The organism is Chthonobacter albigriseus (genome assembly GCF_013839445.1).
GTDB lineage: Bacteria > Pseudomonadota > Alphaproteobacteria > Rhizobiales > Pleomorphomonadaceae > Chthonobacter > Chthonobacter albigriseus.
Map to the genome: position 1 here is coordinate 1,569,012 of NZ_JACDIT010000001.1, position 18,257 is coordinate 1,587,268.

Here is an 18,257-nt window from a genome sequence, read left to right on the forward strand (position 1 = left end):
CCCATGATCTCGGCCCGTGAAGCCCTGACCTCGATCGAGCGCGCCATCCAGGGCGTGCGCCGCGACGAGGATCGCATTCTCGCCCTGCTGCGCGAAACCACCGCCGAGGGCGACCGCCTGCGCAGCGAGCGGGCGGAGGGCTTCCGCGCGCTCGCCCGGATCCGCCTGGATGCCTTGGCCCGCGACGAGGTGGTGGGCGAACTGGACCAGGCGGAGCGGCGGGCGCTGGAACTGCTGGACCGCCGGCGCGGCGCGGTCGATGCGATCGCCGACAGGCGCAAGGCGCTCTCCGCCCGCCTCGATGCGGCCGAGGAGGATCGCGAAGCGCGCGCCGCGGCCCGCGACGGAGCCATCGAGGCCATCGAGGCCTTGAGCGCCAAGGTGGAGGCCCGCATCGCCGACGATCCCGCCTGGAAGGCTGCCGACGAGGCGGTTCGCCGCGCCGAGACCGTCGCCGCCGAATCCGACCGCAAGGCCGCCCAGGCCGAGGCGGACCGGGAGGAGAAGCGCAAGCCCTACGAGGCCGACAGCCTGTTCATGTATCTCTGGAACCGCGGCTTCGGCACCCCCGCCTATTCGGCCGGTCCGCTCGCACGCTGGCTCGACGGCAAGGTCGCCGCGCTGATCGGCTACGAACACGCGCGGCCGAACTACTACATGCTCAACGAGATCCCCAAGCGCCTGCGCGAGCACGCCACCCGCGTCGCCGCGGACCTTCCCGGGGCCGTCGCCGCCCGCGAGGCCGTCGAACGCGCCGCGCTCGAAGCCGCCGGCGCCAAGGCGCTGGAGAAGAAGGCCGAGGAGATCGCCGCCCACCTGGCCGAGGCCGAGGCGGCGGTGGAGAAGATCAAGGCCGACCTGGCCGGACTCGACGACGAAGCCCGAGGCGCCCTCGACGAAACCGCCAATCCGGAGGTCAAGGGCGCGCTGGACGGCCTCGCCGCAGCCATCGCCCGCGAGGACCTGCGCAGCCTGTTCCGCGAGGCGCAGGCGACGCCGACGCCCGAGGACGAGGCGATCGTCCAGAAGCTCCTCGACGTCGAGCGCGCCCTGGTGCGCGTCGACGCCCAGATGGAGGAGCTGCGCAAGACCTCCCTCGACCTCGCCGGCCGCCGGACCGAGCTGGAGCACTCCGGCGAATCCTTCCGCAAGTCCGGCTACGACGACCCCTTCGGCGGCTTCATCAACGAGGCCGTCATTGGCGGTGTCATCGAGGGGATCATCCGCGGCGCCCTGTCGTCCGGCAAGCTGGAGGAGGCTCTCGGCGACGGCTTCCGCCGGCGATCGCCACGCCTCGACCGCGGCGGCTTCGGCGGCGGCCTGCGGATTCCGTCGATGCCGCGCGGCGGTTCGCAGCCGCCCCGTTCCTCCGGTGGCGGCGGCTTCAGGACTGGCGGTTCATTCTGAGACGACCGGCTCGGAATCGGTTCACCGTGGCCGGATCTCCGGGCCGTTCCGGCCGGATTTGCAGCCCCGCGCTGACCCCGGGTTAACCGCCAAGGCCTTGGATGTGCGGACGAGATCCGGACCCGAAGGCCTGCATGTCGATCCACCTGACCGCCGAACGGCTCGCCGCCGCCTGCTTCCTCGCCCTGCTGGCCATCATCGGGCTGTTTGCCGGACTCGTCGGCAACCTCGGCGTCGACGAACCCTTCGACAAGCTCGTTCATGCCGGCTTCTTCGCGAGCGCCACGGCAGGTCTGTTCTTCCTGTTCGGCCGCCGCGCGGCCGCTGCCGCTCTTGCCGCCTTCGCGGCCGGCGTGCTGGGCGAGATGGCGCAAGGTTTCATCGGCAGCCACACGGTTTCAACCGCGGACGTGCTGGCAAACGCGATCGGCATTCTTCTGGTTGTCGGCCTCGCGCTGCCCACCACCGGGGTGCGCCGCCGCCGGCGCGAACTGATCCGCGCCTTCCGCGCCGACCCGACCCATCCCGTCTGGCAGTCCCGCCGCTGACCGGATGATGGTCAGCCGGGAATCGGGATGAACAGGATGGTCTCCCGCGGCCTCAGATCCTCGGTCCTGATGCGCTTCAGCGAGTGCGCCTCCAGCGCCAAATAGGCGAAGTTGTCCATAGCCTTGACCAGGGCCCTGCCGTCAAGCAATCGGTGGCGAGCAGGATCCGTGTGCAGCGTTGCCAGGATCGGCACCCGCCGCTGGCGCTTCAGCAGCACGGATGTCATGCCGTTCAGCACCTCCGCTTCGAAGCCGCCCGAGTCGATCCGGATCAGCCCGACGCGATCCAGGTCGATGCGCGCCCAGTCGGCGTAATCGTCGAACGCGCCGACGTGGACGTCAGCCGTCTCCTTCGGGCGCGGGTCGCCGGCAAAGAAGCCGGGCACCAGCGAGGCTCCCGCGATCCGCCCCTCGGCAGGCGCTGTCGGCAGGACCATGGTCATCGGCAGCACCGTTGGAGCCGAGCCGAGCGCCGCGTTCTGCGCCTTGATGTGGTAGGTCGGATTGGCCGCGACCAGCCGCCGGACGGAGGCGTAGAACTGGGGCACCGGCTCGAAGGCGTGCACCTGTCCGTTCGGACCGACCAGGGACGCGGCGAGCGCCGACCAGTAGCCGAGCCCCGCGCCTACATCGACAAAGATCCCCCCGTGGTGGAGATGGCGCCGGTAGATCCGCTCCAGGTCCATGTCGTGGGTGCGATAGTAGAACTTGCGCGACATCGGATGCAGGCCGAGGTCCACATCGAACCGAACCGGACCGAAATGGGTGGTCGCGATGCCGACCGGCGTGCCCCCGACGGCCGCCTGCGAGCGGCGACGTGCCATGGAGAATGCCTCCAGTGGTCTCTGGAGAGCGGCAGCGATCAACCTGGACGATAATCCGCGGGGCGGCATGAGATATCGATATACCCTTTCAAGCGCGGCACCATAACCGAAACCCCGCTCCGAAAGCAGCGCCTTTCTGCCTGCTGCGACCCCTCCTTCGTTCTGGCGCGACGGTTTGCCGGGAACACGCTTCTCCAATCTGGGACCTTCAAGCAGATCGCGCGGAACAGAAGGTCGTCCACCGCTGTTGGGTGGGATGTGAGCAAGCTCTCCAGGAGGAAACATCAAGATGACGAAACATGCTCTTCTTTTCGCAAGCGCCGCTCTCCTCACCCTGGGCACAGCCCCCGCTTTCGCTAACTGCGCCGATGAGATCGCAATGCTGTCCAGCGGCAATCAGGCTACTGGTGCGGTGAGTGGCTCTACCGGCGCCGAAGCCGGGAAAATCTCCAAGGACGGCACCCATGCGCCGCTGGAAACCCCATCGGGGAGCGCTTCGACCGCAGGAGAGTCGGGCAGCACCGGCCCTGCCGCAGGAACCACCACCAATGCCGAAGGCGTGACAACCACGGGTGATGTGGGCGGCCAGACCGCCACGACCTCGTCCGGTTCGGGTGCGACCGGCACCTCGGGTGCAGCCGCCGGCGCGACCGCCGGAACCGACACGGCCGCCGCCGGCTCGGTCGCCAAGGACGGCGCGACCATGCCGCTCGCCGATGGCCAAGGCGGCGGAAGCGCGGACGTGGCCACGTCCGAGCAGGACGCCGTGTCCCAGCAGCAGGGTGGCCAGACGGCGGCAGCCTCCGCCGGCCAGGGCACCGCGACGACCGGGAGCGCCGGTGGCGGCGCGACGTCAGCCGGGTCCTCCGACATGATGGCCGCGCTGGAACGCGCCCGCTCCTTCCAGGCGCAGGGCGACGAGGCCTCCTGCATGCAGGCGATCGAGGAAGCCAAGCGCCTTCAGGGCGGCTGATCCTCACCCCGACGCGGCGCGTCGACAACAATACGAGCCCCGTCCGGTTCTCCGGGCGGGGTTCATGCCGAGCTCAACCGATCCTCAGGAATTGGTCGGCTTGCCACCCGCCGATTCGCGTCGCGAAACCGTGGCGAATGCGGAGATGGGATTGGCCCGGATGGCAGAAGGGGCGCGATCGGCCCGAGAGCCGCGCCGCCGATCCGCGACGAGAACCGCCACCGCGGCGCCCGTGTCCACCCCGAGCATCCGGCCGAGAGACGGCGCCCGCAAGTGGAAGCCGAACAGGGCGCGCACCACACACCAGAATTGCGTTTGCTCCAGGCGGACCGACAAGGCGTCCGCGCGGGCAATGAAGTCTCCAGCGATACTCATTACAAAGCCTCCCCACCGCACCTGAAATCTACTCACATTCCGAAGTGATTCGCGAGTTGGGAACGTCGATGTTGCATCGCAAAAGATCGCCGACGTTTGGCCTGGTCGAAGATCATCCTGGAACCCCCGTGAAGACCTTAGTCAGCGATCCGTTCTATTACGGAGGCGCAGACAAAAAAGAGCCCCGCCGGACGACCGGCAGGGCTCTCACGTCGAAGGAAATATAGGCACGTCCAGGTAATCAACGGGTCTAACGCGTTTCCCCCGCGGACGGGGAGAACAGGTCGGATTACGAGACCTGAACCCGGAGAGTTTCAGTCCGTTCCGGGGCGATTTTGCGTCCGCGGACCTTCGCTCGCCGGTGTGTCTTCCGGGCGACACGCGCAGCGACTGCCTCTGTGCCGGAGGTTGCGCCGCCCCCCAGGCTGAACGGACGGAACCGCCGGCCCTAGTGCCGGCGGTCCAGGATGTCGCGTGGCGTCCGGGTTGACGCCGATCAGGGCGTCACGGGAGCCGGCGGGAGCGGCGGGTCGGTGATCACCCCGTCCACGGGATCGGTAACGGTGCTGTCGAGCGGGTCCGTCACCACGCCGTCGACCGGTTCCTCGGCCGGCGGCTCGGCAAGCGCCGCCTGCTCTGCCAGATAGCCATAGTAGCCGCTCTGCTCGATCATCTTGTCCACGGCCGCCTGGACCACCCCGTCCTCGGTGACCTCGCCCGGCTTGTTGGCCGCCGCCTTGAGCGCGTCGAGGACGCCGGCTTGCGCCGTCTCCGCAGCCAGCTTGGCGTCGTCGAGCGCCTTCTGAGCATCGTTGAGCGCGGTGGATGCCGCATCGATGGCGGTGGCCTCCGGGCTGGCGAGCGCCGCGGCGAGCGCATCACGCTTCAGCGTATCCTCCGGGGTCGGCGCTTCCAGCGCGTCGAGGGCATCGATCTCCGCCTGGATGTCGGTGAGGCTCTTGCCGGCAAGATCCGGATAGGCCGTATCGAAGGCCGTCCGGCTTGTGGTTACCCCCGTCTGGGCGTCGGTGATGGCCGTCTCCAGTCCGGCGAGATCCCCGGCGATGGCGTCGGCGGCGAACTTGGCCTGCGCATAGGCGGCGATGCGCCCGATCCGGGAGGTCGGCGCCGCGTTGATGTAGGCGTTGAGATTGGCATGGGCCGCGTTGAGCGCGCCCAGGCGGGCCGCCAGCGCCTTTTCCTTCCGGCTCTTCTTGGACGTCGTCGTCGTGCCGTCGACCGTCGCCGCGGCGACTTCGGTCTGCCTGGCGCTCTTCGCGCTCTTGGACGACTTCGCCGACTTGGTCGACTTCGCTGTCTTTGTCGACTTCGTGGACTTGGTCGACTTGGCGGACTTGGTGGTGGATGGGCCGGAAGCCTGGCTGCTCCTGGACGACGTGCCGGAGGTCGCGCTGCCCGACGTACCGCCGGAACGGTCCGACTTGCCGCCCTGCGAGGAGGACTGGCCGCCTCCATGGCCACCCCCGCCGCCGTTGCCGCCTCCACCGCCTCCATTGCCGCCGCCGCCGTTGCCGCCACCGCCGTTGCCGCCTCCACCGCCGCCGTTGCCGCCGCGTTCGGCGAAGGCCTTGCTGGCGCCGAACAGGTCGACGCCGTCGAGGGCGGGGGCGAGGCTGCCGACGACGAACATCATCGCGCCGGCGAAGACGGTGACTTTCAGACGGGTGGTGTTCTGGATGCGCATCTTGCTCTCCGTGCGTTTCCGATGACGGACGAACGAAGCGTTGGCGCAGTCTATTCCGGCGGTTCCAGCTGGGTTGACCGCAGGGTTGCGGAAGCGTTCACGGCCCGCTTCACGCTTGATTTGAATTGCGATCGGGTCTGTGCCGCATACATCTACAAAAAAATATCTGTTGCGACGGCACCAAATCCGTCGTCGCGCGTTTGCTAACGGACCCACGCGAGTTTGTGGTGTGGACTGGAGGAAAATAAGGAATGGCTGACGACATCCACGCAATCGCACCAGCGGCAGTCTCGCAGGCGGATCTCGACAAGGCGCTGGCCGAACTGGCTCGCATCGAGGCCGACAGCAAGTTCCGCGGCGAACGCCCCGGTCGCTACCGGTCCGCCCTGGTCGGCGCGCGCGCGAAGGTGGAACGGATCGCCACCCAGCTGAACGCCCGCGTCCCCGGCTCGGGCCCCGGCTTCCGGTCGCGCCGTACGGCCGACGTCTGAACGCACCTGTCTCCGGCCGGTTATCCCGGCTAGGATGCCCCCCGATCGACAGAGCCGGCCGGCCGCGGCCACCGGCGTTTCCCGGGGGAGGTCATGACCGCACGAGAGACCGTCGTCGTCTGCTTCGGCGACAGCAATACGCATGGTTCGGCGCCGGTTCCGCTGTCGCCCGACAGCGTTCATAACCGTTACGGTCCCGCCGTCCGCTGGCCCGGGGTCATGGCCGCGATCCTGGGTCCCGGCTTCCGTGTGATCGAGGAGGGGCTGCCGGGGCGGACCACGGTCCACGCCGATCCGATCGAAGGCGCGCACATGAACGGCCGCCTGGCCTTGCCGATGGTGCTCGGCACGCATGCCCCAATCGACATCCTCGTCATCATGCTCGGCACCAACGACCTCAAGGCTCGCTTCGCCGTCACCGCACAGGACATCGCCGATTCCCTGGAGCGCCTGATCCGCGAGGCGCGGACCTGGACCGAAGGCCGCGGCAAGCCGGTGCCGAAGATCCTCCTGGTCGCGCCGACGCCGATCATGGACATTCCCGACGGCAACATGTTCTCAGGCGGTGTCGAGAAGTCGGCAGGGTTCTCCGTCGCCATCCGCGACACGGCCGAACGCGCCGGCGTGGCTTTCCTCGACGCCGGCGACCACGTCCGCACGCGACTGCTCGACGGCGTCCACCTCGATGCGGACCAGCATGCCGCCCTCGGCCGCGCGATGGCCGACGCCGTGCGCCGCCTCGCCGCCGCCTGACCGGGTTCAGGAAACCTTTACGCCCTTCCAGAAGGCGATCCGGTCACGGATCTCGGCCGCCGCGGGCTTCGGCTCGGCGTAGTACCACGCGGCATCCCGGTTCTCCTGGCCGTCGACGGAGAGGGTGTGGTACTGCGCCGTCCCCTTCCACGGACACACCGTGGTGGTATCGCTCGGCTTCAGGTACTCCGCCTTCACCGCCGCGCGGGGGAAGTAGTGGTTGCCTTCCACCACGATGGTGTCGTCCGCCTCGGCGATCACCGAGCCGTTCCAGATCGCCTTGACCATCGTTGATTGCCTTTCGTGCCGCCCTGACGTCGGCGTAGATAGCGGGCGGGAGGACTGCGGCAAGGCGCCGTCGGTCAGAAGTCCGCGCCTTGGGGGAACCACGCATCGCAGCGATTGACAAGGCCGCGACTGCCCTTATTCTACCCATGCATCAGCGATGGGCAGCATGGCTCCGCTGGCGACATCGACCGTCAACGGTCACCGGGCAGCACCGCCCCATGACGCACCGCCGCCGGCGGTTCACCGCGTCGTGGGGCTTTTCGTTTTTTGGAGGGGTGGCGGGCGATCATGCGTCAGGCGTTCAGGGTCGGCATCCTCTACTCGACGGCCGGGCCCTACTGGGCGATGGGCCGCGATTGCCGCGACGGCGCCGAACTCGCCATCGCGGAGATCAACGACGACGCCTCTCTTCCCGTCAGCATCGAGCCGGTGTTCGGCGATCCCGCCGGCGAGCCGAAGAGGTACCTGGAGGAAGCCCGCGCCATGCTGCGCGACGCCGGCTGCCGCCAGATCGTCGGCACCATCACCTCGCTCGCCCGCAAGGAAGTGATCCCGCTGGTGGAGAAGCACGACGGCCTGCTCTGGTACGTCTGCAACTACGAGGGCTTCGAGGCGAACGAGAACGTCATCTACACCGGCGCTTGCCCCAACCAGCACCTGATCCCACTGTTCGAGCAGCTGCTGCCGGGTCGCGGCCGGCGCGCCTATCTGCTCGGCGCCAACTACGTCTGGGGCTGGGAAATGAACCGGCTCGCCCGCGAACTGCTCGCCCAGTCCGGCGGCGAGGTGCTCGGCGAGCGCTATCTGCCGCTGGAGGACACCGAGGTCGAGCGCATCGTCGCCGACATCGAGGCCCGGCGGCCCGACCTGGTGCTCAACAACCTGATCGGCCCGTCCAGCTACGCCTTCCTGAAGGCCTTCGCTGCGCTTGGCGCCCGCGACCCCGCCTTCCGGCCTGAGAACTGCCCGGTCGTCAGCTGCGACCTGACGGAGTGCGAGCTCGGCGAAATCGGCCCGAGCGCGGTCGGCCAGTATTCCACCGCGTCCTACTTCGACAGCCTGGACCTGCCGGAGAACCGCACCTTCAAGCAGAAGGTCGCCGGCCGCTTCGGCGCCAGCCGCCGCGTCTCCGCCTTCTTCGAGGGGGCCTATACTGCCGTCCGCACGCTGGCCGAAGCCGCTGCCGCCGCCGGCACGGACGATCCGGTCGCGGTCCGGTCGATCCTCCACGCCGGCACCTACGCCACCCCGCACGGCGTGCTCCGCATCGATCCGCGCACCAACCACGCCGCCCTTCCCTTCCACCTTGGCCGGATCAACGCCGACGGCGGTTTTGACGTCGTCGCCTCCCGCCCGGCGATCGCGGCGGACCCGTACCTGACCGGCCCGCGCGGATCCATCGACCGACCGGCGCTGAGGGTCGTGTCATGAGCCGCCCGCCCGTCTTCGCCGGATGGCGCGCCGTGGTCCTGCACCGCCCCGACGAGGGTACCGACCGGCTGGCCCGCCAGCTCTCCCTGCTCGGCCTCACCGCCTGCGTCCAGTGGTCGGCGCTTGATCTCGCCGCCACGCCGGCCGACCTCATCCTGGTCGACGCCGACCAGGGCTGGGACGGCCTGTTCCCCTGGGAGGCCGGCCGGACGCCGGTCCCGATCGTGGCGCTGCTCCAGTCGGAAGCCCCCGGCCGCATTGCCTGGGCGCTGGATCAGGGCGCAACCGCGGTGATCGCCAAGCCGATCGCGGCGTCCGCCGTCTACCCGGCGCTGGTTCTGGCAGCCGCCGTGCACGCGGAACGCCGCAGCAACGCCGCCCGGATCGGTCAGCTTGAGGAGCGCGTGCGGCTGCGGCCGCTCGTCCACGCCGCCGTTCGCACCATCGAGGACGCCCGCGGCCTCGACGAGGCGGAGGCCTACCGCGCGCTGCGCCGGACCGCGATGCGCCGCCGGCTGACGCTGGAACAGGTCGCAGCCGAGATCCTGGCCGGCGTCGCGCCCCTGCCGGAGGTCGGCTGATGCGTATCCTCCGCGAGATCCTGCGCCGTCCTTCGGCCGTCTTCGGGCTGTCGATCGTCCTCCTGGTGGTGATCGCCGCCCTTGGCGCGCCGCTGCTCGCCCCCTTCGCGCCCGACGAGCAGATGTTCGACGGTCTGACCCTGGACGGCGCACCGATTCCGCCGGACGCCACCTTCTGGCTCGGCACCGACACGCTCGGCCGCGATCTTCTCTCCCGCCTGCTCTACGGCGCCCGCACCTCGCTCATCATCGGCCTCGTCGCCAACGGAACGGCCGTCCTGATCGGCCTCACCGTGGGCATGCTGGCCGGCTATCTGCGCGGCCCGGTCGGCAACGCCCTGATGCGCTTCACCGACCTGATGATGGCCTTTCCGGCGCTGCTGCTCGCCATCGTGCTCGCAGCATTGCTGCGGCCGAGCCTTTGGATCGTCGCGCTGGTCATCGCCATGGTGAACTGGGTGCAGGTCGCCCGCATCGTCTACACCGAGACCCGCGGGCTGGTGGAGCGCGACTTCATCCTCGCCGAGCGGTCGCTGGGCGCCGGCCACCTGCGCATCGTGGCGCTCCACATCGCACCGCACCTGGTGCCCACCGCCATCGTCTGGGGAACGCTCGGCATTGCCACCACGGTGCTCCTGGAGGCGACGCTCTCCTTCCTCGGCATCGGCGTGCAGCCGCCCGAACCTTCCTGGGGCAACATCATCTTCGAGAGCCAGAGCTACTTCACCGCCGCCCCCTGGCTGGTGTTCTTCCCCGGCATCGCCATCCTCCTGACCGCCCTGTCGTTCAACCTCGTCGGCGACGCGCTCCGCGACATCCTCGACCCGACCCAGCGCGGGAGGATGTGATGGCCGAACTGCTGCTTCGCCGCATCGGCGGCGCCATCCTCATCCTGTTCGGCGTCGCCGCCGTCACCTTCGTGCTGCTCTATTGGCTGCCAGCCGATCCCGCCGTCCAGCTCGCCGGCCGCTCGGCCACGGCGCAGACGGTCGCCAACATCCGCCGCGAACTCGGCCTCGACCAGCCGCTGCCGATCCAGTTCCTCACCTACCTCGGCAATCTGATCCAGGGCGATCTCGGCCGCTCCTACACCCAGAAGACCGAGGTGGAAACTCTGATCCTCGCCCGGCTTCCGGCCACGCTGATCCTGATGGCCTGCGGCATCCTCGTCGAGGTCGTGCTGGGCCTCGTCTTCGGCATCATCGCCGCGCTCAACCGCGGCGGCTTCGTCGACCGGGCCGTGATGACCATGTCCTTCGTCGGCGTCTCCGCCCCGCAGTTCGTGGTCGCGCTGTTCTTCCTCTACATCTTCGCCGCCACGCTGGGCTGGTTCCCGATGTCGGGCTTCGGCACGGTCAATCACGTGATACTCCCGGCGACCACCCTCGGCGTGCTCGGTGCCGGCTGGTACGCGCGCATGGTGCGTTCGGCGATGATCGACGTGCTCGCCCAGGACTACGTCCGCACCGCCCGCGCCAAGGGCCTCTCGGAGACCCGCGTCATCTTCCGTCACGCCCTGCCGAACGCGCTGCTGCCGATCATCGCCATGATCGGCATCGACATCGGCCAGTTCATGAGCGGCGTCGTGGTGGTCGAGGCCGTCTACGGCTGGCCCGGCATCGGCCAGCTCGCCTGGCAAGCCATCCAGCAGGTCGACATTCCCATCATCATGGGCGTGACGCTGACATCGGCCCTCGCGATCGTCACCGGCAACCTCGTCGCCGATCTCGTGGCGCCCTTGGTCGATCCCAGAATCCGGGCCCGCTGAGGGCAAGGACGAACCCAACGATAAGTCGTCAAAAAGGGGAACCAGGACAATGACAAGACACTGGATGACACGCACCGCCCTCGCCGGCTTCCTCGCCCTCGTGCCGCTGGGCGCGCAGGCCGCCGGCGACATCGTCGTCACCTACAAGGACGATATCGCCACGCTCGACCCGGCCATCGGCTACGACTGGCAGAACTGGTCGATGATCAAGAGCCTCTATTCCCGTCTGATGGACTACAAGCCCGGCACCGCCGAGCCCGTGCCCTCGCTGGCAGAGAGCTTCGACGTCGCCCCCGACGGCCTGACCTACACCTTCAAGATCCGCAAGGGCGTGAAGTTCTCCAACGGCCGCGAACTGGTGGCCGGGGACGTGAAATACTCCATCGAACGCGCGGTCAACCCGAAGACCCAGGGCCCCGGCGCCGGCTTCTTCGGCGCCATCGCCGGCTTCGACGCGCTCTCCGGCGGCACCGCCGAGGGCCTCTCCGGGATCGAGACGCCGGACGACTACACTGTGGTCTTCAAGCTGTCGCGGCCGGACGCAACCTTCCTGCACGTGATGGCCATCAACTTCGCCTCGATCGTACCCAAGGAGGCCGTGGAGGCCGCCGGCGCCGACTTCGGCAAGCAGCCGGTCGGCTCGGGCGCCTTCACCCTCAAGGAGTGGGTGATCGGCCAGCGCCTCGTCTTCGAGAAGAACCCGAACTTCTACGTGCCGGACACGCCGAAGATCGACAGCTTCACCGTCGAGGTCGGCCAGGAGCCCCTGGTGGCGCTCCTGCGCCTGCAGAAGGGCGAGGTCGACATCGCCGGCGACGGCATTCCGCCGGCCAAGTTCCTGGAGATGAAGGACGGTCCCGATGCGGCCGACATGATCGTCGACGGCGACCAGCTGCAGACCGGCTACATCACGCTGAACGTCAAGGTGAAGCCGCTCGACGACGTGAAGGTGCGCCAGGCGCTGAACCACGCCATCAACAAGGAGCGCATCACCCGCATCGTCAACGGCCGCGCCACGCCGGCCAACCAGCCGCTGCCGCCGCTGATGCCGGGCTACGACAAGAGCTACACCGGCTACGCCTACGACGTGGAGAAGGCTAAGGCGCTGCTCGCCGAAGCCGGCCTCGCCGACGGCTTCGAAACCGTGCTCTACGCCTCCTCCACTGACCCCAACCCGCGCATCGCCCAGGCGATCCAGCAGGACCTCGCGGCGATCGGCGTCAAGGCGGAGATCAAGGCGCTCGCCAACGCCAACGTGATCGCCGCCGGCGGCACCGAAGGCGAGGCCCCGATGATCTGGTCGGGCGGCATGGCCTGGATCGCGGACTTCCCGGATCCCTCCAACTTCTACGGCCCGATCCTCGGCTGCGCCGGCGCCACCACCGGCGGCTGGAACTGGTCCTGGTACTGCAACAAGGACATCGACGCCCGCGCCATCGCAGCCGATTCGATGTCCGACCCGGCCAAGGCCGAGGAGCGCGCCAAGGCCTGGGGCTCGATCTTCACCGACATCATGGCCGACGCGCCGTGGATCCCGGTGTTCAACGAGCGCCGTGTCGTCGCCAAGTCCAAGCGCATGGGCGGACCGGGCGAGATCTACATCGACCCCACCCGCGTCATCAACTACGACGCCATCTTCGTGAAGGAGTGAGGCACGGCGCGGGCGGCGGCGTTCGTCGCCGCCCGCCGCTCATTGCCTGACCACCAGGGCGCGCCTCCCCGCGGGAGGCAGGAGGAGGGCGTCGCAACCCTCCCGCCTTCAAGAACAATCGATAAAGCACGAGGGGAGACCGACCATGTGCGTCGCTTGCGACTACACGATCCACCGCGCCAGCCACAACTTTGGCTGGAACCGCGACTTTGCACCGGCGCTCGTGGCGAAGTCCGGCTCGACCATCCACTTCGAGTGCATAGACTCCTCCGCCGGCCAGCTCGGCGAGGGCTCAACGGTGCAAAGCGTGGTCGATCTCGACTTCGGCAAGGTCAACCCGGTCACCGGGCCGGTCTACGTGGAAGGCGCCGAGCCGGGGGACGCGCTGAAGGTGACCATCCGCAAGTTCGTGCCCTCCGGTATCGGCTGGACCGCCAACATCCCCGGCTTCGGCCTCCTCGCAGACCAGTTCACCGACCCCGCCATCCACGTCTGGACATACGATCCGCAGAGCATGGCGCCGTCGCTCTACGGCCCCGGCGGACGCGTGCCGCTGAAGCCCTTCGCCGGGACGATCGGCGTCGCGCCGGCCGAGCCGGGCCTGCATTCCGTCGTGCCGCCGCGCCGCGTCGGCGGCAACCTGGATATCCGCGACATCACCGAGGGCGTCACGCTCTATCTCCCGATCGAGGTGGAGGGCGCGCTGTTCTCCATCGGCGACACCCACGCCGCCCAGGGCGACGGCGAAGTCTGCGGCACCGCCATCGAGAGCCGGATGGACGTCGAGGCGACGCTGGAGGTGGTCAAGGGCATGAAGCTGGAGAGCCCCCGCTTCACCACGCCAGGCCCGGTCACGCGCCATCTCGACGCCGCCGGCTACGAGGTCACCACCGGCATCGGCCCCGACCTGATGACCGGCGCCCGCGAGGCGGTGATGCGCATGGTCGACCTGCTCGCCGCCGACCACGGCATGAACCCGGTCGACGCCTACATGCTCTGCTCCGTCTGCGGCGACCTCAGGATCTCCGAGATCGTCGACATGCCGAACTGGGTGGTGTCGTTCTACTTCCCCCGGATCGTCTTCTCTTGACCGAAAGGACCGACGTGCTCGCCCCTGCCCCGCCTGTTCTCAGCGTCGACAACCTGACCGTCGACGCGCTGACGCCGGAAGGCGCCAAGCGCGTGCTCGACGGCGTCAGCTTCGAGCTCGCCGCCGGCGAGACGCTGTGCCTGGCGGGCGAATCCGGGTCGGGCAAGTCGGTCACCTCGCTGTCGGTGATGCGCCTGCTGCCGAAGGCCTCGCTTCGCATCGTCGCCGGGTCGATCAAGCTGCAGGGCCGCGAACTGACCACGCTCTCCGACCGGGCGATGCGGCAGGTCCGCGGCGGCGACGTCGCGATGATCTTCCAGGAACCGATGACCTCGCTGAACCCGGTGATCCGGATCGGCGACCAGCTGACCGAGGCGATCCGCACGCACCAGGAGATCGGCGAGGCGGACGCCCGGCGCGCCGCCCTCGCCATGCTGGACGCCGTCCACATCGCCGAGCCGGCCCGGCGCCTCACCCAGTATCCGCACGAGCTCTCCGGCGGCATGCGCCAGCGCGTGATGATCGGCATGGCCCTTTCCTGCCGGCCGAAGGTGCTGATCGCCGACGAGCCCACCACCGCCCTCGACGTCACGGTCCAGGCGCAGATCCTGCGGCTGATGCGCGAGCTGAAGGCCGAGTTCGGCACCTCCATCGTGCTGATCACCCACGACATGGGCGTCGTCGCCGAAATGGCCGACCGCGTCGCAGTCATGAAGGCCGGCCGCATCGTCGAGACCGGCCCGGCGGTCGACGTCTTCGAAACCCCGCGCGAGGCCTACACGCGCGAACTGATCGCCGCCGTGCCGCGCCTCGGCGCCCGCGCCGGCACCGACGGCCCGCCGCGTGTCACCGCCGAACCCGCTGCTCCGCCCGCCGCTTCCACCCGGCCCGTTCTGGAGGTCCGCGACCTCGCCGTGGAGTACGGCGGATCCAGCGGCTGGTTCGGCCGCAAGGCGGGCGTCGCGGCGGTGCACGGAGTGTCCTTCACCGTCGAGCCCGGCCGCACGCTGGGTCTCGTCGGCGAGAGCGGGTCGGGCAAGTCCACCACCGGCAAGGCCGTGCTCGGGCTGGTGCCCTTCTCCGGCGCGGTCTCGATCGACGGCACCGCCGTCGCCGGCCTGTCGCCGCGGGCGATGCGCCCGGTACGCCGGCTGGCCCAGATGATCTTCCAGGACCCCTACGCCTCGCTCGACCCGCGCATGACGGTGGGCGCCGCGATCGCCGAGCCACTGGTCATCCACGGCATCGGCGCGGCCGCAGACCGGCGTGACCAGGTCGCCGAACTGCTGCGCCGCGTCGGCCTCACGCCCGATGTGGCGAGCCGCTATCCCCACGAGTTCTCCGGCGGACAGCGCCAGCGCGTCTGCATCGCCCGTGCATTGGCGCTCCGGCCCAAGCTCATCGTCGCCGACGAAAGCGTCGCCGCGCTCGACGTCTCCGTCCGCGCCCGCGTGCTCGACCTGATGCTGGAACTGCAGGAGACGATGGGCCTCGCCTACCTCTTCATCTCGCACGACATGGCGGTGGTGGAGCGCATGTGCCACCACGTGGCGGTGATGCGGGCCGGCCGTATCGTGGAGGCGGGTACCCGCCGCGCCGTGTTCGAGAACCCCTCCGACCCCTACACCCGCGAGCTGATCGCGGCCGTGCCGATCCCCGATCCGCGCAACCGCGGCCGCCAGATGGCGCCGGCCGGCTGAAGGGTTCCTAGCGCCGCCCCGCGGTGAGAAGGGTCGCCAGTTCGACCGCGTTGCGCACGCCCATCTTCTCGAAGATGCGGGCGCGGTGGACCTCCACCGTGCGCATGGAGACCTTCAGGTCGTCGGCGATCTGCTTGTTGAGGCGCCCGTCGAGGAGAAGGTCCAGCACCTCGCGCTCCCGCGAGGTGAGCCCGGAGAGCCGGCTTTCCACGAGGTCGCGTCCCTCGTGAGCGCTCCGGTCCGCCTCCGCCCGGGCAAGCGCGGCCAGCACCGTGTCGACGAGCGCGTTGTCGTTGAACGGCTTCTCCACGAAGTCGAAGGCACCCTTCTTGAGCGCCTCCACCGCAATCGGCACGTCCGCGTGCCCAGTGAGGAAGACCACCGGCTCGCTGCGGCCGAGCGCGTGCATCCGCTCCAGCACCTCAAGGCCCGAGATCCCGTCCATCCGCATGTCGAGCACGACGCAGGCAAGCCCCGACGGTCCGCCGGCCAGGAAGGCTTCGCCGCTCGCCCACTCGCGCGTCCTCAAGCCGCGCGAACCGAGGAGGAACGAGAGCGAATCGCGGATCGCCGGGTCGTCGTCGACCACATGCACCAGGGCATTGGGGAGGGGCGTGGCAAGGGTCATGCGGCCTCCGCGGGAACCGGGACGGGAAGCACCAGGGTGAACACGGTACCGCCGCCCTCGCGCGGGGCGTGGACCAGCCGTCCCTTGTGCAGCTCCATGATCGACCGGCAGATGTTCAGCCCCATGCCCATGCCCTCCGCCTTGGTGGAGACGAACGCGTCGAACAGCCGCCCGTCCACCTCAGGATCGATGCCCGGTCCGCGGTCGGCGACCGCGAGCACCACCTCCTCGCCGCGCCGCGCAGCCGTCACGGTGAGCACCCGCTCAACCCCCGGCATGCCGGCCATCGCCTCGGCGCCGTTGCGGATCAGGTTGATCAGCGCCTGCTCCATCAGGATGCGGTCGGCGTGGATCGGCGGCAGGTCGTCCTCGATCCGCGTCTCGATCCTGACGCCGGCGTTGCGCGCGTCGACCGCCGTGAAGGCGACCGTCTCGGCCACCAAGTCGGCCGTCGGCACCGGACCGAAGCGCGGCTCACGCTTGCGGACGAAATCCTGGATGCGCCGGATGATCTGGCCGGCGCGCTGGGCCTGCACCGCGAGCTTCTCGAGCGCCGCCTCCACGGCCCTGGCGTCCGGCGCGGGCCCGCGCAGCACGTTGAGCGACCCCGCCGCGTAGCTGGCGATCGCGGCGAGCGGCTGATTGAGTTCATGCGCGAGCGTGGAGGCCATTTCGCCGAGCGTGATCAGGCGGCCGGTGCGCTGCAGGCTTTCCGCCTGCCGGCGCGACAGCTCTGCCGCTACCTTGCGGTCGGTCACGTCGATGATCGAGCCCATCCAGCCGCTGAACACTCCGTCGGCATCGATCAGCGGCGCTTCGTAGAGCAGCGCGTCGAAACTGGAGCCGTCCTTGCGCCGCAGCCGCGTCTCCCAGCTCTTCGGCCGCCGCTCGCCGTGGATCAGCGCGTCGTGGCGGGCCTGCGTCTCCTCCACCTGGTCCGGTTGCCAATAGGGCATCGGCGGCCCGAGGCCGACCAGCTCCTCGGCGCTCCAGCCGACCATCCGGCAGAAGGCCTGGTTGACGTAGAGGATCCGCCCGTCGAGATCGCGCGCCCTGAGGCCGACGGTCAGACTGTCCTCCATGGAGCGCCGGAACGCCGTCTCCGCCCGCAGTTGCTGCTCCGCCCGCCGACGCCGCGCCACGTGGCGCTGCAGTCCGACCAGCGAGGCGACCGCCAGCGCCGCCAGCCCGACGATGGCGCCGACCAGGAGATTGTTGGAAAAGCCCGACGCCAGCCGGTAGGGCGAGATCGCCAGCCACGTCCCTTTGATCGGCGGATCGAAGGCGATGCGGTGGAAGAGGCTCGGGTCCACCGGCTCCACGCTGCTCTTCTCGGCGAGCACCCGCCCGGTGCTGTCGAGGAGCCGCACGGCGTATTTCTCGCCGATCCACCAGGGCACGTGCCGGGCGATCAGGGCGCTCACCGAGACGGTCGCGACCAGCACGCCGCCGTCCGCAACCGGGCGGGCCATGTCCACGGTGAGCGTGCCGTCGGCGATCGTTTCAAGGTCCCCGTAGACCGGCCGGGCCGATCCCTGCCCGAGCGCGCGCGCCCGCTCCACCACCGCCGGCAACGGACCATCCGCCCGCCCGGCCGGGACCGAGGCGACGGCCGTCCCGTCCGGGCCGTACCACCGCACCGCGATCACCTCGGGGTTGCTCACCACATGAATGCGCAGGCGGTCGACCAGCGCCTCGCGGTCGGCGTCGGGTCGGCCCGCGTCGAGCGCCAGCCGGGTGATGATGTCCTCGTCGGTGGTCAGCTGGAAGCGGAGCGTCTGCTCCACCCAAAGCGCGTCGGAGATCAGCGTGGTGCGGACGAGGTCCTTCTCGTCGCGGTCGAGGATCCAGAGGAGCAGCCCGAGCAGCGTCACGAGCAGCACGATGGCGATCACCGGCATGGCGGCGAGCACCACGTCGCCACGCCGGAAGGCCGGCATGGCCTGCCACGATCTGGCGCGTTCCTCCAACGCTCCCGCCCTCCCTGGCGGCCAGCGACGGCCGCCGGCCCGCTTCGGATATCCACAATAGATATCGGCGAACG

Annotated in this window: 18 protein-coding genes; 12 read left to right on the top strand and 6 right to left on the bottom strand. The window is 69.4% G+C overall.

Annotated elements, in window-relative coordinates:
* Positions 1–3 precede the first annotated feature (3 nt).
* Together HZ321_RS07100 and HZ321_RS07105 are read left to right on the top strand one after the other, a co-directional pair.
* On the top strand, positions 4–1,407 hold the full coding sequence (locus HZ321_RS07100; RefSeq protein WP_181701481.1) for a hypothetical protein: 1,404 nt from the start codon (positions 4–6) through the stop codon (positions 1,405–1,407).
* A gap of 134 nt (positions 1,408–1,541) precedes the next feature.
* On the top strand, positions 1,542–1,955 hold the full coding sequence (locus tag HZ321_RS07105) for a hypothetical protein (protein WP_181701482.1): 414 nt from the start codon (positions 1,542–1,544) through the stop codon (positions 1,953–1,955).
* Positions 1,956–1,966: 11 nt separating this feature from the next.
* Here the strand turns inward: HZ321_RS07105 and HZ321_RS07110 are convergent, their stop codons facing one another.
* A complete protein-coding gene (locus tag HZ321_RS07110; RefSeq protein ID WP_181701483.1) occupies positions 1,967–2,779 on the bottom strand; it encodes an FkbM family methyltransferase in 813 nt (270 codons plus the stop codon).
* Between the two features lie 289 nt (positions 2,780–3,068).
* Here HZ321_RS07110 and HZ321_RS21490 point away from each other — a divergent pair, with 289 nt between their 5' ends.
* On the top strand, positions 3,069–3,752 hold the full coding sequence (locus HZ321_RS21490) for a hypothetical protein (RefSeq protein WP_194303960.1): 684 nt from the start codon (positions 3,069–3,071) through the stop codon (positions 3,750–3,752).
* An 84-nt stretch (positions 3,753–3,836) separates the two neighbouring features.
* Here the strand turns inward: HZ321_RS21490 and HZ321_RS07120 are convergent, their stop codons facing one another.
* Complete coding sequence (locus HZ321_RS07120) at positions 3,837–4,127, bottom strand: hypothetical protein (protein ID WP_181701484.1); 291 nt, start codon at positions 4,125–4,127, stop codon at positions 3,837–3,839.
* Between the two features lie 496 nt (positions 4,128–4,623).
* A complete protein-coding gene (locus HZ321_RS07125) occupies positions 4,624–5,832 on the bottom strand; it encodes a hypothetical protein (RefSeq protein ID WP_181701485.1) in 1,209 nt (402 codons plus the stop codon).
* A gap of 251 nt (positions 5,833–6,083) precedes the next feature.
* Between HZ321_RS07125 and HZ321_RS07130 the strand changes: the two genes are divergently transcribed.
* On the top strand, positions 6,084–6,323 hold the full coding sequence (locus HZ321_RS07130; RefSeq protein ID WP_181701486.1) for a hypothetical protein: 240 nt from the start codon (positions 6,084–6,086) through the stop codon (positions 6,321–6,323).
* Between the two features lie 93 nt (positions 6,324–6,416).
* On the top strand, positions 6,417–7,076 hold the full coding sequence (locus tag HZ321_RS07135; RefSeq protein WP_181701487.1) for an SGNH/GDSL hydrolase family protein: 660 nt from the start codon (positions 6,417–6,419) through the stop codon (positions 7,074–7,076).
* 6 nt (positions 7,077–7,082) lie between these two features.
* On the opposite strand, the gene HZ321_RS07140 is transcribed toward HZ321_RS07135, so the two are convergent.
* Complete coding sequence (locus HZ321_RS07140; RefSeq protein WP_181701488.1) at positions 7,083–7,364, bottom strand: DUF427 domain-containing protein; 282 nt, start codon at positions 7,362–7,364, stop codon at positions 7,083–7,085.
* 288 nt (positions 7,365–7,652) lie between these two features.
* Here HZ321_RS07140 and HZ321_RS07145 point away from each other — a divergent pair, with 288 nt between their 5' ends.
* The 7 genes from HZ321_RS07145 to HZ321_RS07175 all read left to right on the top strand — a co-directional run bounded on the left by HZ321_RS07145 (position 7,653) and on the right by HZ321_RS07175 (position 15,585).
* The gene (locus HZ321_RS07145) at positions 7,653–8,795 is read left to right on the top strand and encodes a transporter substrate-binding domain-containing protein (protein WP_181701489.1); all 1,143 of its coding nucleotides are present in this window, start codon (positions 7,653–7,655) and stop codon (positions 8,793–8,795) included.
* Entirely contained in the window at positions 8,792–9,376 is a 585-nt protein-coding gene (locus HZ321_RS07150; protein WP_181701490.1) for an ANTAR domain-containing response regulator, read from the top strand. Before HZ321_RS07145 ends, HZ321_RS07150 begins: the two co-directional genes overlap by 4 nt.
* Positions 9,376–10,224 carry an ABC transporter permease gene (locus HZ321_RS07155; RefSeq protein WP_181701491.1) on the top strand — a complete coding sequence of 283 codons (849 nt, stop codon included), beginning with the start codon at positions 9,376–9,378 and terminating at the stop codon, positions 10,222–10,224. The genes HZ321_RS07150 and HZ321_RS07155 overlap by 1 nt, the downstream gene beginning before the upstream one ends.
* Complete coding sequence (locus tag HZ321_RS07160; RefSeq protein ID WP_181701492.1) at positions 10,224–11,144, top strand: ABC transporter permease; 921 nt, start codon at positions 10,224–10,226, stop codon at positions 11,142–11,144. The genes HZ321_RS07155 and HZ321_RS07160 overlap by 1 nt, the downstream gene beginning before the upstream one ends.
* 64 nt (positions 11,145–11,208) lie before the next feature.
* Positions 11,209–12,795: an ABC transporter substrate-binding protein gene (locus HZ321_RS07165; protein ID WP_425305377.1), complete on the top strand. Its 1,587-nt coding sequence runs from the start codon at positions 11,209–11,211 to the stop codon at positions 12,793–12,795.
* A 145-nt stretch (positions 12,796–12,940) separates the two neighbouring features.
* Complete coding sequence (locus HZ321_RS07170; RefSeq protein WP_181701494.1) at positions 12,941–13,885, top strand: acetamidase/formamidase family protein; 945 nt, start codon at positions 12,941–12,943, stop codon at positions 13,883–13,885.
* Positions 13,882–15,585 (top strand): ABC transporter ATP-binding protein, encoded by a 1,704-nt coding sequence (locus HZ321_RS07175; protein WP_181701495.1) that lies wholly within the window; start codon positions 13,882–13,884, stop codon positions 15,583–15,585. The genes HZ321_RS07170 and HZ321_RS07175 overlap by 4 nt, the downstream gene beginning before the upstream one ends.
* Before the next feature lie 7 nt (positions 15,586–15,592).
* On the opposite strand, the gene HZ321_RS07180 is transcribed toward HZ321_RS07175, so the two are convergent.
* Positions 15,593–16,213, bottom strand: coding sequence for a response regulator transcription factor (locus tag HZ321_RS07180; protein WP_181701496.1), 621 nt, complete (start codon positions 16,211–16,213; stop codon positions 15,593–15,595).
* Positions 16,210–18,153 carry a sensor histidine kinase gene (locus tag HZ321_RS07185; RefSeq protein ID WP_181701497.1) on the bottom strand — a complete coding sequence of 648 codons (1,944 nt, stop codon included), beginning with the start codon at positions 18,151–18,153 and terminating at the stop codon, positions 16,210–16,212. Before HZ321_RS07185 ends, HZ321_RS07180 begins: the two co-directional genes overlap by 4 nt.
* Between the last annotated feature and the right edge of the window lie 104 nt (positions 18,154–18,257).

Bases quoted from the DNA above. Each gene is read 5' to 3' on its own strand.
- HZ321_RS07100 (WP_181701481.1), top strand. From the start codon at position 4: ATGATCTCGGCCCGTGAAGCCCTGACCTCGATCGAGCGCGCCATCCAG.
- HZ321_RS07105 (WP_181701482.1), top strand. From the start codon at position 1,542: ATGTCGATCCACCTGACCGCCGAACGGCTCGCCGCCGCCTGCTTCCTC.
- HZ321_RS07110 (WP_181701483.1), bottom strand. From the start codon at position 2,779: ATGGCACGTCGCCGCTCGCAGGCGGCCGTCGGGGGCACGCCGGTCGGC.
- HZ321_RS21490 (WP_194303960.1), top strand. From the start codon at position 3,069: ATGACGAAACATGCTCTTCTTTTCGCAAGCGCCGCTCTCCTCACCCTG.
- HZ321_RS07120 (WP_181701484.1), bottom strand. From the start codon at position 4,127: ATGAGTATCGCTGGAGACTTCATTGCCCGCGCGGACGCCTTGTCGGTC.
- HZ321_RS07125 (WP_181701485.1), bottom strand. From the start codon at position 5,832: ATGCGCATCCAGAACACCACCCGTCTGAAAGTCACCGTCTTCGCCGGC.
- HZ321_RS07130 (WP_181701486.1), top strand. From the start codon at position 6,084: ATGGCTGACGACATCCACGCAATCGCACCAGCGGCAGTCTCGCAGGCG.
- HZ321_RS07135 (WP_181701487.1), top strand. From the start codon at position 6,417: ATGACCGCACGAGAGACCGTCGTCGTCTGCTTCGGCGACAGCAATACG.
- HZ321_RS07140 (WP_181701488.1), bottom strand. From the start codon at position 7,364: ATGGTCAAGGCGATCTGGAACGGCTCGGTGATCGCCGAGGCGGACGAC.
- HZ321_RS07145 (WP_181701489.1), top strand. From the start codon at position 7,653: ATGCGTCAGGCGTTCAGGGTCGGCATCCTCTACTCGACGGCCGGGCCC.
- HZ321_RS07150 (WP_181701490.1), top strand. From the start codon at position 8,792: ATGAGCCGCCCGCCCGTCTTCGCCGGATGGCGCGCCGTGGTCCTGCAC.
- HZ321_RS07155 (WP_181701491.1), top strand. From the start codon at position 9,376: ATGCGTATCCTCCGCGAGATCCTGCGCCGTCCTTCGGCCGTCTTCGGG.
- HZ321_RS07160 (WP_181701492.1), top strand. From the start codon at position 10,224: ATGGCCGAACTGCTGCTTCGCCGCATCGGCGGCGCCATCCTCATCCTG.
- HZ321_RS07165 (WP_425305377.1), top strand. From the start codon at position 11,209: ATGACACGCACCGCCCTCGCCGGCTTCCTCGCCCTCGTGCCGCTGGGC.
- HZ321_RS07170 (WP_181701494.1), top strand. From the start codon at position 12,941: ATGTGCGTCGCTTGCGACTACACGATCCACCGCGCCAGCCACAACTTT.
- HZ321_RS07180 (WP_181701496.1), bottom strand. From the start codon at position 16,213: ATGACCCTTGCCACGCCCCTCCCCAATGCCCTGGTGCATGTGGTCGAC.
- HZ321_RS07185 (WP_181701497.1), bottom strand. From the start codon at position 18,153: ATGCCGGCCTTCCGGCGTGGCGACGTGGTGCTCGCCGCCATGCCGGTG.